15 protein-coding genes are annotated in these 17189 nt (G+C 63.2%); 5 read left to right on the top strand and 10 right to left on the bottom strand.

Translation table 11 applies throughout. The features are described from left to right. Positions 1–10 precede the first annotated feature (10 nt). The gene (locus VNN55_10275) at positions 11–799 is read left to right on the top strand and encodes a choice-of-anchor V domain-containing protein (GenBank protein ID HWO57938.1); all 789 of its coding nucleotides are present in this window, start codon (positions 11–13) and stop codon (positions 797–799) included. Between the two features lie 96 nt (positions 800–895). Here VNN55_10275 and VNN55_10270 read toward each other — a convergent pair whose 3' ends face one another. The 9 genes from VNN55_10270 to VNN55_10230 all read right to left on the bottom strand — a co-directional run bounded on the left by VNN55_10270 (position 896) and on the right by VNN55_10230 (position 12153). Next, the gene (locus tag VNN55_10270; protein ID HWO57937.1) at positions 896–2287 is read right to left on the bottom strand and encodes an MmgE/PrpD family protein; all 1392 of its coding nucleotides are present in this window, start codon (positions 2285–2287) and stop codon (positions 896–898) included. 120 nt (positions 2288–2407) lie between these two features. Then, positions 2408–3085 (bottom strand): ABC transporter ATP-binding protein, encoded by a 678-nt coding sequence (locus VNN55_10265; GenBank protein HWO57936.1) that lies wholly within the window; start codon positions 3083–3085, stop codon positions 2408–2410. A gap of 34 nt (positions 3086–3119) precedes the next feature. Then, entirely contained in the window at positions 3120–4370 is a 1251-nt protein-coding gene (locus tag VNN55_10260; protein HWO57935.1) for an ABC transporter permease, read from the bottom strand. Positions 4371–4383: 13 nt separating this feature from the next. Continuing rightward, positions 4384–5616, bottom strand: a complete 1233-nt coding sequence (locus VNN55_10255; protein ID HWO57934.1) for an ABC transporter permease — start codon at positions 5614–5616, stop codon at positions 4384–4386. 31 nt (positions 5617–5647) lie between these two features. Continuing rightward, on the bottom strand, positions 5648–6745 hold the full coding sequence (locus VNN55_10250) for an efflux RND transporter periplasmic adaptor subunit (GenBank protein HWO57933.1): 1098 nt from the start codon (positions 6743–6745) through the stop codon (positions 5648–5650). A gap of 122 nt (positions 6746–6867) precedes the next feature. After that, positions 6868–7803: a dihydroorotate dehydrogenase gene (locus VNN55_10245; GenBank protein HWO57932.1), complete on the bottom strand. Its 936-nt coding sequence runs from the start codon at positions 7801–7803 to the stop codon at positions 6868–6870. Beyond that, a complete protein-coding gene (locus VNN55_10240) occupies positions 7803–8615 on the bottom strand; it encodes a dihydroorotate dehydrogenase electron transfer subunit (protein HWO57931.1) in 813 nt (270 codons plus the stop codon). Before VNN55_10240 ends, VNN55_10245 begins: the two co-directional genes overlap by 1 nt. Next, on the bottom strand, positions 8612–11374 hold the full coding sequence (locus VNN55_10235) for a tetratricopeptide repeat protein (GenBank protein ID HWO57930.1): 2763 nt from the start codon (positions 11372–11374) through the stop codon (positions 8612–8614). Before VNN55_10235 ends, VNN55_10240 begins: the two co-directional genes overlap by 4 nt. An 8-nt stretch (positions 11375–11382) precedes the next feature. After that, entirely contained in the window at positions 11383–12153 is a 771-nt protein-coding gene (locus tag VNN55_10230) for an NAD-dependent deacylase (protein ID HWO57929.1), read from the bottom strand. A gap of 155 nt (positions 12154–12308) precedes the next feature. On the opposite strand from VNN55_10230, the gene VNN55_10225 reads away from it, so the two are divergent. The 4 genes from VNN55_10225 to VNN55_10210 all read left to right on the top strand — a co-directional run bounded on the left by VNN55_10225 (position 12309) and on the right by VNN55_10210 (position 16451). Next, complete coding sequence (locus VNN55_10225) at positions 12309–12857, top strand: hypothetical protein (GenBank protein ID HWO57928.1); 549 nt, start codon at positions 12309–12311, stop codon at positions 12855–12857. 210 nt (positions 12858–13067) lie between these two features. Beyond that, positions 13068–14252 carry an asparagine synthetase B gene (locus tag VNN55_10220; protein HWO57927.1) on the top strand — a complete coding sequence of 395 codons (1185 nt, stop codon included), beginning with the start codon at positions 13068–13070 and terminating at the stop codon, positions 14250–14252. 339 nt (positions 14253–14591) lie between these two features. Further along, positions 14592–15305: an ERCC4 domain-containing protein gene (locus tag VNN55_10215; protein HWO57926.1), complete on the top strand. Its 714-nt coding sequence runs from the start codon at positions 14592–14594 to the stop codon at positions 15303–15305. A 177-nt stretch (positions 15306–15482) separates the two neighbouring features. Then, positions 15483–16451, top strand: coding sequence for a DUF4350 domain-containing protein (locus VNN55_10210; protein ID HWO57925.1), 969 nt, complete (start codon positions 15483–15485; stop codon positions 16449–16451). A 16-nt stretch (positions 16452–16467) separates the two neighbouring features. Here VNN55_10210 and VNN55_10205 read toward each other — a convergent pair whose 3' ends face one another. Then, positions 16468–17187, bottom strand: a complete 720-nt coding sequence (locus tag VNN55_10205) for a DUF2238 domain-containing protein (protein ID HWO57924.1) — start codon at positions 17185–17187, stop codon at positions 16468–16470. Positions 17188–17189 lie beyond the last annotated feature (2 nt).

Genomic DNA, 17189 nt, shown 5'->3' with positions numbered 1-17189 from the left:
ATACAACCTCATGACCACGCAACGTCGACTCAGTTTCGCGGTACTTGCCGTCTTCGGCATGGCCGCATTGGCTGTCGCCTCCTCTGGGGGGCCGCCGAATGCCCGCACCGGCGCCCCCGGCGAGAGCACCTGCGCCACCTGCCACGACAATCTCGACGTCGGCGAGGGCGCCCTGACGCTGACTGCCCCCGCGCAATACACGCCCGGAGACACCGTGACAATTGGCGTCGGCCTGTCCCAGTCGGGACAGAGCCGCTGGGGATTTGAGGCGACCGTGCTCGACTCACTGGCGCAGGCGGTCGGCGCGATCCTCGTGCTCGATACGCCCCGCACCCAATTGTCGACCGCCGCCAACGGGCGGCAGTACATCAAGCACACCGCCACCGGCACCGATCCGGGCGTCGCCGACAACGCCCCCGGCTGGTACTTCGGCTGGATCGCCCCGGCCGCGCCGGTCGGAGCGATCACCATCTATGCCGCCGGCAACGCCGCCGACAACGATGGCACGCTCAACGGCGATTTCATCTACACCGCCGAGCGCGCTGTGCAGCCCCCTTGCGACTGCCCCTGCGCCGGCGACCCCGCCTGCGATGGCATAATCGCCAACGTGCAGGACGTCGTCACCGTCGTCGCGGTCGCCTTTCGCGGCGCCGCGGCGGTGCGCGACAACGCCTGCCCCTATGACCGTGTCGACCTCGATTGCTCCGGGGCCAGCAACGTGATCGATGTTGTCCGCGTGGTCAACGTCGCCTTCCGCGGGGCAAATCCCGCCGCCGAGTTCTGCGCGCCCTGTCCGTAATGGGCAGAAGCCATACAACAAAAACGCACAACGCCGGAGTCGCTGATCTGCGACTCCGGCGTCCTATTGCGGGCTTTCGCGGCTCAAGAGCCGCTTCTACGCGTTGGATTTCACCGTCATGGCCTTGAGGAAGGCGTCGAGATTCGGCGCCCGGTCGAGATTGCCGACCGCCTCGATCACACGGTCCTGTGCCGCCTTGTCCATCACCTCGGAGGTCAGCGCGCGGAATTTCTCCTCGAGGTCGGCGTTGGTCATCGGGTTGGCCGGGTACCCCTTGGGGAATTCGACTTCCTTTTCGACTGTCTTGCCATCGGCGGTGGTGATCGATACCCCGGAGAGTTTCTTGGCCGGGAACTGTTTTTCGTAGCCCGGGTCGGCGACCACTTCAATCTTCTGCAACAGCGCCTGAAGCTTCGGATCGTGAATGCGCTGGTGGGTAAACTGCAGCGGCGTGATCATACGGTCCATGATCGCGGCGCCGATCACATACGGCAGCGAGTGGTCGGCGGTCTCCTTGGTCTCAGGATGGTACTTGGTTGGATCGGCAAGAATGTCTTTGGCGCGGGCAATGGTGCGCACCTTGACATGCGCGACCTGCTCGGGCTTGATGTCATGCGTCTTGACCAGATCGAGCGCCGCCGAGATCGGCGAGTGCGTGAGCGCCTCGGTCGGGAAGGCCTTGTAGGCGCAGCGCCCGATGCGCCAGCCTTTGCCGAGGCCGTCGGTCAAACGTCCCATGTCCCAATCCGGTCCGAGCACCTGGCAGAATCCCTCTTTGCCTTCGATGATCAATTCGGTGCCGATGTAGCCGTGACGCGCCAGACGCGCGGCGAACACGCCCGAGGCCGTCGCCATCGGGTCGACCGTGTTCTTCATCATCGTCAACTTGCCGGCCGCCACCGCCCCCATGGTCATGTTGTGACAGGTTGAGATGCCGATCGCGTTGACGATCTGATCGACCGACAGCCCCATCATGAACCCGGCCACCACCGGCGAGGCAATCTGCGTCAGCGAGGCATGATGCCAGCCGCGTTCACGGATGCCGGGGATGCCGAACTCGCACAGGCGCATCTCCAGTTCATAGGCCAGGACAATCCCGGCGATCACATCCTGCCCCGATCTGCGGTACTGTTCGCCCAGCGAGGTGGCCGCCGGGATCAAATCGGAGGGATGCGAAGGATCGGCCTCCCAGTAAATGTCGTTGTAATCCATCACTCGTATGGCCAGCGAATTGAGCAGCGTGACGAAGTAGGCGTTGGTCTTCTCGCCCGAAGACCAGACCGTCGCCTCGGGGCTGCCGCCGAACTCTCCGAGCGTCTTGCGCATGATCTCGATGTCTTCGTGATGGAAGCCGCCGAGGGCGCAACCGCACGAATCCAGCAGGAATCGCTTGGCGTGCACCACCGATTCCGGGTCAATCTGTTCGAACTTCAGTTGCGCGGCGAATTCCGCCCATGTGCGCGCGATGCTCTTTTTCTGTTCGGCCATACCGTTGCTCCGTCCGCTCCCTGCTGACAAGGTGGACGGCGAGTATGTGGGAAAACGCGGCGGGAATCAAGCCAGACCGGAATCCTCCGGCGGTCGGATAAGGCGATGGGGCAGAGGGGCTTAGTGGGCGCCGTTGCCGTTGCCCAAGAGGCCATCGCGCATATGCAGAATCCGTTCCGAACGCATCGGCAGATTCGGATCGTGGGTGATGATCATGATCGTGTGCCCGGCCTTCCACAACTCCTCGAACAGGTCGACAATCTCGCGGCCCGACGCCGAATCGAGATTGCCGGTGGGCTCATCGGCCAAAAGCAGCGACGGATTATTGACCAGCGCCCGCGCAATGGCCACACGCTGCATCTGCCCGCCGGACAGCTCGGTCGGCTTGTGATGCAGCCGGTCGCTCAGGCCGACACGGGTCAGCACCTCGGCGGCGCGCTTGCGGCGTTCCGAGGTTCCCACCCCGCGGAAGACCATCGGCAACTCGACATTCTCCAGCGCGGTGAGGTAGGGGAGCAGGTTGAAGTTTTGGAAGACAAAACCGATGTGCTGATTGCGGATTTCCGCCAGACGATTCACCGACAGCCGGTTGACTTCCTCGTTGCCGAACAGATACGTGCCCTGGCTGGGCACATCGAGGCAACCGAGAATGTTCATCATCGTCGATTTGCCCGAGCCCGACGGTCCGACCAGCGTGAGAAACTCGCCTTTGCGGACCTTCAGATCGACCCCGCGCAGCGCCTCCACCTTCACCTTGCCGGTGTCATAGATTTTCCAGACGCCATGCAGCTCGATGATGTTGCCGTTGCCGTTTGCGTTCATGACGGTTGCCTCACTCGTAGCGCAGTGTTTCGGCGGGGTTGAGCGCCGCGGCCTTGCGCGCTGGGAAATAGCCGGAGATGATGCCGATCATTGCGATGATCGAAACGGTGATCAGTCCGATCGGCAGCGAGATGGTCGGATTCCCCAGCCACGACATGGTCGACTCCGTGTCACGCGGGATCAGCGACAGCAGGTCGCAGATCAACTGGGAGACGAAGATGCCGATGGCCCCGCCGGCAAAGCAGATCAAGAGCGCTTCCAGCAGAATGGTGTTGTGGATGAGCCGCGGCTTGGCGCCCAGCGCCATCTTGATCCCGATCTCCTTGGTCCGCTCCTTGATCACCACATACATGATGTTCGCCACGCCCACCCCGGCGATCAGAAGCGTCATCGCGCCGATGATCCCCATGAAGATCTGCATGCCGATCATCATCTTCATCATTTCCTGACGCCCCTCGATCGTATCCCAGATCGACAGCGCCTGCTTGTCGGCCGGATCGAACTTGTACTTGGCGCCCAGCACTTCATAGAGCCGCCCCTCGACCACCTTGTTCAACTGATCGGAGCGCGGCATGATCACCAGGTTGCTCAGATACTTGTGGCCGAAGATGGCGTGGAAGGTGGTGGCGGGGATCGAGGCCTTTTCGACATCGGGGCCGCCATACATCCCCATCTGCTGCTTGTCCGTGCCGACGCCGATCACCGTAAACGGCATGCCGGAGACCTGAATCTGCCTGCCGATCGGATCCTCATCGTCAAAAAGCCGTTTGGCGAGGTTGTGGCCGAGAAAGATGACGCGGCGCTTGTGCTCCATGTCGGTCTGATTGATGTAGCGGCCGCCGCTTTCCGGGTAATGGGCGCGGATGCGCTGGTACGACGGGTACTCCCCGCAGATGTGCTCGGAGACAACCTTGCGGCCATAGACCAAGTCGATGCCCCAAGTAGAGTACTCGGCGCCGACCTCCTCGACTTCGGGGATGCTCTGCTTGATCAGATCGAGGTCTTCGGGGAGGAAGCGGATCCGGCGTCCCCGCGGCAGCCCCTGGAAGGGCACCGAGGACTGTCCGCCCCAGACAATCATGATATTTTCGCCCAGCCCGCGTTGATTGCGGTCCAGTTGCGTCTTCAGCCCCTCGCCAAAGGCCAACAGCAGGAGGATCGACATCGTCCCCCAGACGATCGCCGCCACCGTCAGCGCCGCGCGCTTCTTCTGCTTGCGGAAATCCGCCCAGAAGTACTTGAGGAAGCCCACCAGGTTCATGCCATCCGCCCGCCTACAACCGCAGCGCCTCAATGGGATTGCATTGCGCCGCCCGTCGCGCCGGGAAAAATCCCGCGACCAGCCCGATGAAGCCCAGCACCAGAATCGTCACCAGACCCACTGACAAGGAAATCGTCGGGGTGCCGATGTAGTCCTCCACGTGGAAACTGGGCACCAGCGCAACGACGCCGGACGCCAACGCGAATCCGAGAAGCCCGCCGATCCCGGTGAGGAAGAGGGTCTCAAACACGAACTGGCCCATGATGAAGCGCGGCTTGGCGCCGAGCGCCATCTTGATGCCGATCTCCTTAACGCGCTCTTCCACCACCACGTTCATGATGTTCGAAATCGAAATGCCGCCCACGATCAGCGTGAAGGCGCCAATCACGCCGAGGAACGTGCGGAAGGCGATGAAGAAGGCCGAGAAGAACTTCTCGTTCTCCGTGGTGTCCCACATCGCCAGCGCCTCGCGGTCCTCGGGATCGAATTTGTATTTTGACCCCAGCACGCGGTACACGCCGGCGATGACCTTCTCGGTGTTGCGCGGATCATCGGCGCGGAAGACAATGTCGTTGACGTATTCCACGCCGTACATCGCCCGGAACGTCGTGGTGGGGATGAAGGCCATCCGGACATCGCGTCCCTGGTACGACGAGTCCTGCTGCTTCTCGATCATGACGCCGATGACGGTGAAGGGCGTCCCATTGACCAGGATGATCCGCCCGACCGCCTCATCCTCCCCGAAGAGGTCGCGTTTGAGCTCGGGTCCGATGAAGATGACGCGTCGCTTGTTGTGCAAGTCCTGGTCGTTGATCCAGCGGGATCCGGCCTGCGGGATGATGTTGCGCATCGCGCCGTACTCGGGCCAGCACCCGACCACGCGCACCAGCTTCTCGATCTTCCCGACCCGGACCTTGATATCGCCGCGGCCGAACTCCGGGGAGACTTCGCCGATATTCGGCACGTTGGCCTTCAGCAGCGCGGCATCCTCCTCGCGGAGCCGGATGATGCGGTTCTTGGGCAGGCCCTGATACACCCTTGAGGTGCGCCCCGGCCACATGATCACGATGTATTCGCCCATGCCGCGCACCGCCTGCTGCTGGCGCGCGTGAATGCCCTGGCCGAAGGCCAGCAACAGCACCACCGACGCCGTCCCCCAGAGGATGCCGAACACCGTGAGCGCGGTGCGCATCTTCTGCGAACGGATGTCGCGCAAAAGCGCAGTCAGGAATACGCGGATGGCCATGATGTCTTCTGCCGCCGGTCGGTGTCGCGCGCTATTGAATCTGTTTGGGTGGACGCTCGATCACTTCCGCGCCCTGTTCCAGCCCCGCCAGAATCTCCACCTGCAGGCCGTCGGACAATCCGGTCTTGATCGGAATCTCCCTGGCCTCGTTGGGCTTCTCGGTGCTGGGGACTTCCACATAGGCGGAATCGGCGCGAAAGGTCACCAGACGCTCCGGCAGCACCAGCACCGAGTCCTTGCGATTGATCACAATCTCGGCGTTGGCCGAGTAGCCGGCGCGCAGTTGCGTCCCATCGCCCACCTCGGTCAACTGGATTTCGACATCGAAGATGACGGCGTTGTCTTCCTTGCGCGCCTTGGGGGAAATCTTGTAGAGCTCGCCTTTGACCTTTGATTCCGGCAACGCCCCGATCTTAATCTCCACCGGCATGCCGATCGACAGCTTGCCGACGTCGATCTCATCGACCGTGCCCTTGAACAGCAGACGTTCCATTGAAGCCAGGGTCAGCAGTTCGGTGCCCTCCTGGAACGAGGTCAACGGCACCACCGGATCGCCCTGGTTGACATGACGGGCGAGCACCGTGCCGGCGACGGGCGAACGGATCGTCGATTCGACCGCCTTGCCGGCGATCTGGACCTTGCCCGATTCGATGAGGGAGAGCCGCTCCTCGGCCAGCTTGCGGCGCAAATCGGCCTCGTCGCGGCGTTGACGCGCCCTTTCATATTCCTGATCGGAGATGTGCTTCTGCGCCAGCATCTCCTGCGCGCGGTTGTACTCACGCAGCGCGTTGTCGTATTCGACCGCGGCCAGCTCGACATTGCGCTTGGCCTCGGCATACTCCAGCGGCGTCGGGTCGGGCGCCACCTCGATCAACGGGTCACCGACATCGACCGAGTCGCCGATCTCGACGTGCAGCTTTTTGACCAAGCCGGAGATCTTTGATTTGATCGCGATCTCGTTGTCCGGCTCGATGCGCCCGATGGCCAGCGCCTTGTCGATGATCGTGCCGCGATCCACTTTGACCAGTTTGAAGGATGCGTCGGTGTGTCCGGAGCGGTTCTGAATGATGAAGAGGAGGCCGGCGACGACAACGATTCCGATTACGCCCAATCCGATCTTCTTGACCATGGGTGACTCCCCGAGTGCATTTGTCCGGTGTAACCACGGCCGCCGTGGCGCCGCGGGCTGACATCCAGACTACTACGGGGGGGCCTGCGAAAGGTTTCAGCAGCAGACAGAGCCGAAGCGGGTCAAAGCGACAGGCGGCCGATCAGGTCGGTCGCCCGCCCGATGCCCTTGGCGGCCAGATAGGCGGCCAGCTCGTCGGCCACGCGGATCGGCGCATCGGGCATGCGGAAATTGGCGGTGCCCACCTGCACCGCGCGCGCGCCGACAATCAGGAATTCGGCGGCGTCGGTGCCCGAGGCAATCCCGCCGATGCCGATGACCGGAATCTTCACCGCGCGCACGATCTTGTGGACACAGGCCAGCGCCACGGGCTTGATCGCCGGGCCGGAAAGTCCCCCGGTGACATTCGACAACCGCGGCTTGAATGTGTGGTAGTTGACCGACATGCCGACCAGCGTGTTGATGGCCGAGATGGCGTCGGCCCCGCCCCGCTCGGCCGCGCGCGCCAGCGATGCGATGTCGTTGGTATTCGGCGTCAGTTTCACCACCAGCGGCGCGCGAGTGGCGGCGCGCACTTTGCCCACGCACTCCTCGACCCAGGCCGGATCGGAGCCGTTGTCGATGCCCCGCGCGACATTCGGGCAGGAGAGATTGAGCTCAAGCATGTCGATCCCGCGCTCCCGCGCCAGGCGACGCGCCATGCCGACGTAATCCTCCTGCGTGTGCCCGACGATGTTGACCACCACGCGCGTCGCCATCGCGCGCAGCCGCGGCAGTTCGTCGCGGATGAAATCCTCGACGCCTTTGTTCTGCAGGCCAATCGCATTAAGCATCCCGCCGGCCGTCTCGCAGGTGCGGGGATAGGGATGTCCCGACCGCGGCTCCAGCGACACCGACTTGGTCACCATCGCTCCCAGACGCGCCGTGTCGCACCACTCCGCCACCTCTTCGCCCACGCCGGCGGTGCCGGAGGCGGTCCAGATCGGCGTGGCAAAACGCAACCCGGCGATCTCGACAGACAGATCAACCGCGGGCGCCTTGGTCGCTTTCGGTTTCATCAGAAGACAATCGTCGAGGCGTCGAAGACCGGCCCATCCCGGCAGACCCGAAGAAACGTCTCGTATCCGGACCGATCCCGACCCTGCACCACACATCCCATACACACGCCGTACCCGCACGGCATCGAACGTTCGAGCGAGACTTCGCAGAAGGTCCCGTGTGCGGCACACACCTTCGCCAACGCGCTCATCATCGGCTCCGGTCCGCAGCCGTATACCGCGATACGGGATCCGTTCAGTTTTCCGCTCTGCACGAGGTGATCGAACAGCGCGACCGCCGTGCCGTGAAATCCCTTGCTTCCGTCGTCGCTGGCCCAGACTGGTCGCAAGCCATGTTGCGCCAATTGATAGGGCGCAACCGCCTGTGCTTTGGTGCGCACGCCCAGAATCATCACCGGGAGGGGCGCGGATCTTCGCCGTGATGATTGCCGCAGTTGCTCCAACGCCCACAGGCGCAGGGGCGCCATACCCAGTCCGCCGCCCACGAGGACCGCCGTGTGTCCCGGTGGCGGTGGCGTGAAGCGATTCCCCAACGGCCCCAGCGTGTCCAGTTCGGACCCCACCGGATCGTTGGCCAGCGAGCGTGTCCCGACGCCGAGCACCTGATGCAGGACATCGTAGGTGCCCGCCTTCGGATCGGCGGCGTAGATCGAAAAGGCGCGCCGGAACAGGAGGTCATCGGCGGGCAGAATATGGACAAATTGCCCCGCCTTGGCCGCGCGGGCAATCGTTGGTTGATGGAAGCGCTGCTGAAAAATGTTGGGCCCGACACGTCGGGTCCAGACAAGCGTCGAGGTCAGTCGGTGCTTCACGGTTGGCCGGGTATCTGCGGCTGTCCTCCGGTGCGGTTGTACCAGTCGAGCTCGTTGGGATCGGGCGCCGGGGGTGTGATACGCATCTCGTAGCGGTACGGAATGTTCAACGACTCCACCGGGATCGAATCGGGGTCGAATGTGGTCTGCATGATCGCTCGCCGTGTCGCCTCGTTCAGATCCTCCGACGGCGACTTCTGGATCAGTTCATACTCGGAAATCCGCCCCGAATAGTCAATCACGATGCGATAAACCACGACCACTTCACGGGTGATGACGCCGACATCGGCGGAGGGGAACTCCACCTGCCCGGCGAATTTGGGACGGGGCGCCCGTGGCAATTCGGTGGCCTTCGCTGCGCCACTGTCGGCGGCTGAGGCGGTGCCCCCACTCTGTACGGTCGCTTCATCACGCTTCGGCGCGGGCGCCGACCGGGGACGCGGGCGCGGGACCGTCGGCGTCAACCGCTGCGTGGCCGCGACCGCCAATTCCGTCTGCGCGTAAGTCGAGGCGATCTCCTGATACGCCCAGATGACGGAGGAGTCTTCACGCGGGAAGTACCGGTCGGTCAGGACCGCGATCGCATACTCGGCGCGCGGCACCAGCCGGGAGTATGGGTATTTCTTGACGAACTCCCGGAACGCGTCGATGGCCTCCCCCGGACGGTTCTCGACCAGATACAAGTCTTCGGCGGCGCTGTAGGCCTTGGCCGGATGCGCGGTGTCGGCGTCGGTTCCCTTCAAACCCAGCCGTGCGATGGCGTCGCCGGCATAGTCGGTGTATGGATACTCTGCCAGGATGCGCCGCAGCCGCACCCGTGCGGCCGCGGTGTCGGCGAACTCGGATTCATAGATATCGGCCGCCGCCAAAAGCGCCTGGGCGCCATACGGTGTGCCGGGGTAACGTTCCACGATCCCGGAATACTCCACCAGCGCCGAATCGGGGTAGCCCAGATCGAACCGATACAACTCGGCCAGCTGCATTTGAGTTTCCGCCGCCGTCGAAATGTCGGCGAAGGCCTTTTCGCGCTCGGCGCACAACGCCGCGCGCAATTCCCGGTCACGGATGGCGCTGCTGTCTGCGACCGCCGATGCCAAGCGGCCCATCAGGATGTCGGTCGGTGTCGCCGGGCCGAGCACGTCGCCGACCCCGAAGTCATACAGTTTGGCCGGAGACGGAGGGCCATAAAGCGAGTCGCCCGCCACGATGTCCTCCCAGACCGCCACGGCCAGCAATTCCTCGGCGCGCAGATTTTGCAGCATCTCCAGCGAATCGACCACCGGGCCGTAGATTTCAGGCGCCGCCGCGACCGCCCCGGCGCTGTCACCCCGGCTTGCCGTTTCCGTCATGGCGGTGTCTGCGGCACCCGACCCGACAAACTCCGGCGGCGTCGGCGGACCGAACCGGTTGGGATCGTCCAATGGATTCTTGAATTCGTCCGGCGTCGCCGGGCCATAGGCGGAGACCGAGTCGGCGTCGGCCGATGACAACGCCAACGCCGCCAGCGAGTCGTCGATCAACTTCTGCCGCTCTCGCGAGTGGACAAAGTCGACGGGACGCGCCTCCAGCGGCGATGATTTCAACAGCCGCTCCAGGCGCGGTAGATTCTCGGGGTCATAGGATTGAGCGCTGTCCCGCGATGCGCTGCTGGTCAATTCGCCGCGTCCGAGCGACTTACGGAATTGCGCCAGTTTGGTGATGTTGGCCGAGCGTGTCAGCGCCAGCGCCGACAGGTCGCCGGAGGCGTACTCTTCGCGGACCTTGTCGTAGTAGGCCTGGGCGGACCCCAGATCATTGTGCTTGTACTGCTTGATCTCGGCCATGTTGAAGTACGCCTCGGCCGACCACCGCGTGCGTTCCAGCGCCGCCGCCACCTGCTCGTACTGACGCCATGCCCCCTCCAGATCGCCCTGCCGTTCGAGGCCGTCCCCGAGCAGCAGACGAATCGTGCCGATCGAGTCGGCGTAGGCGTCATCCTCGGCCATGGCGGAGAAGATCGCGATCCCCGAATCGACCAACCCGGCCTCGTAGCACGCCTCGCCAAAGCCGATCAGGGCCGGGTATCGCACTGCGATCTCCTCGTCGCGGGTCAGTGGCTCATAGAGGGCCATCGCGTCCTGCGGTCGCTTCAGCCGGCGCAGTTCGGCCGCCGACAGCAGGCGCGCCTCGTTGGCACGCGCCGACCGGGGGTACTGATCCAGAATCAACTGAAACGCCGCCACCGCTGAGTCATGTGAGTTGATCTGCGACAGGTACATCCCCCGCTGGAAGGTGGCCTCGGCGCGCCACTCCGGCTTGCGGGCGTTGGATGCCAGCTCCGTGAAGGTCCGGTAGGCCGCTTGCTCGTCGCCCAACTGCATCCGGCAACGCGCCAGATACAGCTGCGACTCCTCGACAAATTCCGATTTCGGATGCACCGCCAGCAGTTCGCGGAAGGCGCTTTCGGACTTGGAAATGTTCTCGATGCGGAAGTAGGAGACACCGATGAGGAAGAGGGCATCGTCGTGGTACTTGCTCTTCGGATGTTTCTGCACCACCTTCGCCGCCTTGGCGATCGCGTCTTCGTAGAGGCGGCGGTTGGCGGTCATCTTGGTGCCGCCGAATTGGGGGTTGTTCTGCTTCTCCGCGTTCTTGAACAGCTTCTTGGCGTTGTACATCGTGTTCCAGTACACACACCCCGACAGCCCCAGCGTGCTGCCCGCTGTCCAGACGACCAGGAGCAGGCGCAGAATCAAGCGGCGGTTGGCGGCAATGGACATCGGCGTCATCAATGCGTAACCGGGCACGGGGGTGCAATGTTCAGGCCCAACGCCCGGCAGATCAAGGGCAGGATTACTCCCGAAGGGCCGCGGAGGACTTCGTCGAATCCGTCGGACCGCTCCGTGGCTTCCGGATTGATCTCCACCAGATACGCTCCTGCCTGTTGTGCGATATCGGCCAGTCCGGCAGCCGGGAAGACGGCGGATGAGGTGCCCACGGACAAAAAGATTTCCGCGCGTCTCGCCGTCTGCCCTGCCCGTTGTAGTGCCCCTGGTGGAAGAAGTTCCCCAAACCAGACCACCGCCGGACGCACCAATCCGCCGCAGCCGCACATCGGCAATTGTCCGTCGGCGTCGAGGCCGGCGTTCCCGGCCGGCGCGCCACAGGCATGACAGCGGCTGCGCATGATGTTGCCGTGTATCTCGATTAAGTTCTGGGTTCCGGCCCGGGCGTGCAGACCATCGACATTCTGGGTCACCACGGTGAAATCGTCGCTGGCCGCCTCCAGTGCCGCCAACGCGTAATGGCCAGGATTGGGAGAGGCCCGATCGACAATCTCGCGCCGCCACATATACCACTCCCACACCAGCTTGGGGTTGCGCTCGAATGCTTCGGCGGTGGCCAGATCCTCGGCTCGAAACTCCCGCCACAGGCCTCCGGGACCGCGAAACGTCGGGATGCCGCTTTCGGCCGATGCTCCGGCGCCGGTCACGACCGTGACCAATCGCGCCCGGCGCAAGCGGTCCACCAATTCCGGACTGGGAGTAATTCCTGACATCAGGCCAATATACGCCGCCCTCCCGACCGGGTACAATGCTAAGCCGGGGCCAGACTCACTATCCCGTGGACAGTTGGCCCGTTAACTCGGAGATTGCCCCTATGCCAACGGCGCGACGGATTTGCATTGGGTGTGCCCTTGGGATGACCCTGGCCATGCTGCCAGTGGAAGGTCTGGCACAGGAGGCCATCGCTCCGGTCAGCGATTCGCCGCCGCCAGTCGTTGATACCCTGCACCGCCCCGTCGATCCGGGCGGCGAGCAGTTCCGGCTGGGCGGTGATCAGGCCGTTGACACCGCCACCGTCACGGCGGTCCGTCGCCGTCTCAAGCGTCAGGGATTCTTTGCCTCGCCGACCGGCGCATTGCTCCGCTCGGTCGCCTTTCCCGGCTGGGGGCAGTGGTCCAACGGCAAAAAGCAGAAGGCGGCGGTCTACTTTGCCATCGAAAGCTATTGGATCACTAAGGCCCTGATCTGGCGCCAACGCGCCCGCGATGCCGACAACCTGGCCGATTTCACTCACGCCAGCGACCGCCGCAACTATTTTTACTGGCTGACCGGGATCACCGTCTTCGTTTCGATGTTTGATGCTTATGCCGACCGGTACCTGCTCACCCTGGAAGAGACACGGGACGCCGGGGATGACTTCTGGGGCGACCGACAGTCCAACGATGGCTGGCGGCTGGCGTTGACGGTCACTTTTTAATGACTGAAAGTTTCCTCTCAGCCGAGCCCATCTTTTGCCGAACCTATGCGTATAAGACCACTGACGCGTGACAATCGCGCTGTAGACCGGATGCGACGGGCCCATCGCCGATCAGTCCACCCCGTGCGGTGGATCCTGCCAGTCTTATTCCTGCTCCTTGCCGGGCTGGGCGCCGCCTCGTCGGCGTCGGCGCAGATGCTGTTGATCCCGATGGACAACAGCCAGGCCAACCACCTCAAGGCCTACGGTGTGGCCTTCCATTGCCTGACCCGCGGGATCAAGGTCGAGTGGCTGCTCAACTACCGCGGCGGCTCGTTTCTGGCCAATGTCTACCGTGAAATCCTCGACACCTGCGACGTGCGCGGCGTGACCTACCAACTGATCGATGCCGGCCAGGAAGCCGACATCCGCGCCACCATCGAGCAGGAGAACATGGAATCGGTCATCCTCGAGAAGGCGCCGCGGATCGCCATCTATGTCCCGCCTACCAACGATCCCTGGGATGATGCGGTGACGCTCGTGCTCAACTACGCCCAGATCGACTACGACAAGCTCTGGGATGAAGAGGTCTTGCGCGGCGATCTGGACCACTACGACTGGCTGCATCTGCACCACGAGGACTTCACGGGCCAGTATGGCAAGTTCTTTGGCTCCTATCGCAACGAACTGTGGTACCGTCAGGACGTCCAGCTATGCGAAGAGACCGCCCAGCGGCTGGGGTTCCGCCGGGTCTCCGACTGCAAGAAGGCGGTGGCGCTGGCCATCAAGGACTATGTCTCCCGCGGCGGATTTCTCTTTGCCATGTGCTCGGCGCCGGAGACCCTCGACATCGCCCTGGCGGCCGCCGAAACCGACATCGTGCCGGAGCAATTCGACGGCGACCCGCCGGATCCCGACTGTCAGCAGCGGCTGGACTATTCACGCTGCATGGCGTTCACCGACTTCACCGTGTCGCTTGATGCCTTCGAGTACTCGCACTCCGACATCGACACCTCCCCCGACCGGATCGCCTCGCGTCTGGGCCCGGAGGGGGACATCTTCACCCTGTTTGAGTTCTCCGCCAAGCTCGACCCCGTGCCGACGATGCTGGTGCAATGCCACCAGGATGCCGTCAGTGGATTCATGGGACAAACGACCGCCTTCCGAAAGAGTCTGGTGAAAAAGTATGTCACTCTGTTGGGCGAAGCGGAAGGACAAAACGAGATCCGCTACCTGCACGGCAACCTCGACAAGGGAACCTTTACCTTTCTGGGTGGACATGATCCGGAAGACTATCAACACCTGATTTATGACCCGCCGACCGAGCTGGCGCTGCACAAGAACTCGGGCGGCTACCGGCTGATTCTCAACAATGTGCTCTTCCCGGCCGCCCGGAAAAAGGAACGCAAGACGTGACGCGGATCGGCAGAATGCCCCTTGATTTTCGCGCCGCATTCATTATATTGCGCATGCAACACGAGGAAGAGGATCGACGGTACGCGCATTGAACGCTGTCTTTGGTGTAGGTACATGCCGCGCCGGCTCCGGGGGGTGCCTGCGCAAACCGCTTGAGTGACCCGATTTTTCTCCCGCGCGGCGCGTCGATGGTCGGCGCCGCTCGGGCAGAGAGCAAAAAAGCCAAGACGAGCGGAAACCCCTGGGCGGTCCCGTGCGTTGTAAAGGTAGGCCGTTCCTCAACGGTCTTCCGGGCACATCCGCCAGAGTTCGAGGTATGTCGTGAGACAGCTCTCCATAATGGCCGAGACCCTCTCGGCCGCATCGCCGGTGGCGCAGCAACTCAGCGAGCGCGGCGTTCAGGTCACGCCCGCCAATCTGCCGGCGGGGACCTACGCCGTCAGCGGCGCCTGCGTCATCCAGCATCTCTCTCGCGCCGAATTCACCCGGTGGATCGCCGACAAGACCATCTTTCGCCGCATCACTGAATTGAAGCGCGCCGTCAGCGAACCCGTCCTGATCGTGGAGGGTGTCGAAAACGGCGAACGCACCGTCTCCACCGCCGCTCTCCGCGGCGCGCTCGCCTTTGTCGCGGTTCACAACCGTGTGCCTGTCCTCTTCGCCAGCGACCCCAAGGACTCGGCCGATCTCATCTATGCCATGGTCAATCAACTGCAAAACGGCATGGGTGTGACGCTCGATACGGTGCCTGCGGCGCCGTCGGTTCTTACTGTCCCCGCGCAGGATTCGGCCGAGCACGATGAGAGTGATAACGGCAATGGCAATGGCAACGGCAGCGGCGCAGGGGCCTCCGACGTCAGCAGCGCCGCTGAGCAAATTGTCCGTATGATTCCCGAGATCGGGCCGGTCACTGCCCGCGCCATGTTGAAGCGCTTTGGCTCCCTGCGCGGCGTGTTTGCCGCCAACGCCCAGGACCTGACCAAAGTTGACGGCATCGGCCCGAAGCGCGCAAAAAAGATCGCCGCTTTCTTCTCTCGTCGCGAAGTCCGCTGAGCCACGCCGACACGTCGATCCACTCCGATACATCAGCTGTGCCATGTCAGCCGCTGCTGATGACTCTCCGGAAACTGCTCCATACCAGACTGGCTTCAACCCGGTCGCTGTTCACCCGTTTCGTAGTGGCGCGTTCTATACACTGAAACGCCGCACATCGGCGTTCAGGAGGCGGACATGTCAAGACGGGCCCTGAAGCGACTTGCGTTGACGATTGGCGCGCTGCTGATACTGACCCCGATTGCGTCTTTTGCGATCGCAGCCTTCTTATGGTCGCAGCGGGCCGACTACGGCTGGTCGCCCGCAATCGATGAGCCCACATACAAGGACTCGCATCCGGTGGTGGTCGTCGATGCGGCGCATCACAACGCCTCCGCCGCGGACTGGACGGGACGCTACTTCCCATTCGCGCGGTTGTTGCGCGCCGATGGCTACGATGTGCGCTCGGGGAACGACGCGTTCACCCCGGAGAATCTGGACGGCGTCGATGTGCTGGTGATCGTCAACGCCTCCGGGGCCGCCAAACCCCAACTGTTCGGAATCAACCTGCCTTTTGGAGAGGGTTCATCAGAAGACCGCGCACGCTCCGCATTTACACGCGATGAAATCTGCCATATCTACGAATGGGTCGCGGGCGGCGGCTCGATTCTGCTGATCGCTGATCACGCGCCGTTTGGCGCCGCCGCCGCGGACCTGGCGGAGGTGTTCGGCGTCACGATGTACAAAGGGTTCGTGGAAGTGCCTGGTGAATTGTCCGACCCGCTGGAGTTTTCAAGCGCCAACGGCCGACTCGGCGCGCATCCGATTCTGTCCGGCGACAGCCCGCACTCCGTGATTTCACGTGTCGCGACTTTCACCGGTCAGTCGTTGGAGGGTCCGGATGATGCCGCCGTTCTGCTGCGGCTGCCGGAATCGGCAATCGAATACATCCCATCGGACCGCGATGGCCAATTCGACTCGACGTCGGCGGGAGTGGCGCAGGGGCTTGCCATGACTGTCGGCATGGGGCGGATGGTCGTTCTGGGTGAGGCGGCGATGCTCACCGCGCAGGTGCACAATCGTGTGCCCTTCGGGATGAATCTGCCCGGCTACGACAATCGCCAGTTTGCGCGCAACATCATGCGCTGGCTGACGCGGAATCTGTAAGGAAGAGTTTGCTCGGCTAATCGTCGTTGTCGGCGCGCTGCGCCCGGTACTCGGCCAACTTGCGCTCGCCGAGGGGCTGGCGTCGCTTGATCCGCAGCGACTCCTTACATTCGCTCCAGAAGTTGGGATCGCTCTTCAGGATGACGGCAAAGGTGGTCGCCATGGTGATACAGGCGCCCAGCGACGCCAGCGCCATGTCCTTCTGCGCGTCCCAGGGATCGCCTTGCGCGCCCAGAAACGCCACCCCCGCCTCCGGGGCCACCACCACCGTCGCGCCCCACTCGACCAGCTCATAGATCCCCGACAGCGAGATCATGACGTCGACAGGAAGCACAATGCCCCAGATTCCCCGCGCGCCGATGATTCGGTAATACAACTCGCGCATCGGATAGGCCAGGAGCAAGCCGAACAGGAAGTGCACCACCCGGTCGAAGTTGTTGCGCTGCCAGCCGAAGATCGGGGCCAGCCAGTCGCCGATCGGCGTTTCGGCGTACGTGTAATGCGCCCCGACCGCATGCAGGATCATAAACAGCGTGAGCGGGATATATGACAGGTTCGACAGCGGAAAGCGCTTGTAAGTGAAGACAAAGAACCCCACCGCCAGGAGCGCGAGCACGTTCTCCAAAAGCCAGTCGGCGGGATAGACCGGGTCAATCGCCATCCAGACCCACACCGCCGCATAGACAGCGAGGCACGCCGCCGGGACCACCCGGCGCGGGGGAGACGTCATGTCCATAC

This window comes from bacterium (assembly GCA_035559435.1).
Classification (GTDB): Bacteria; Zixibacteria; MSB-5A5; order WJJR01; family WJJR01; genus JACQFV01.
Note: the sequence above shows the minus strand (reverse complement) of the source record. Positions and strands in the feature narration are given on the sequence as shown.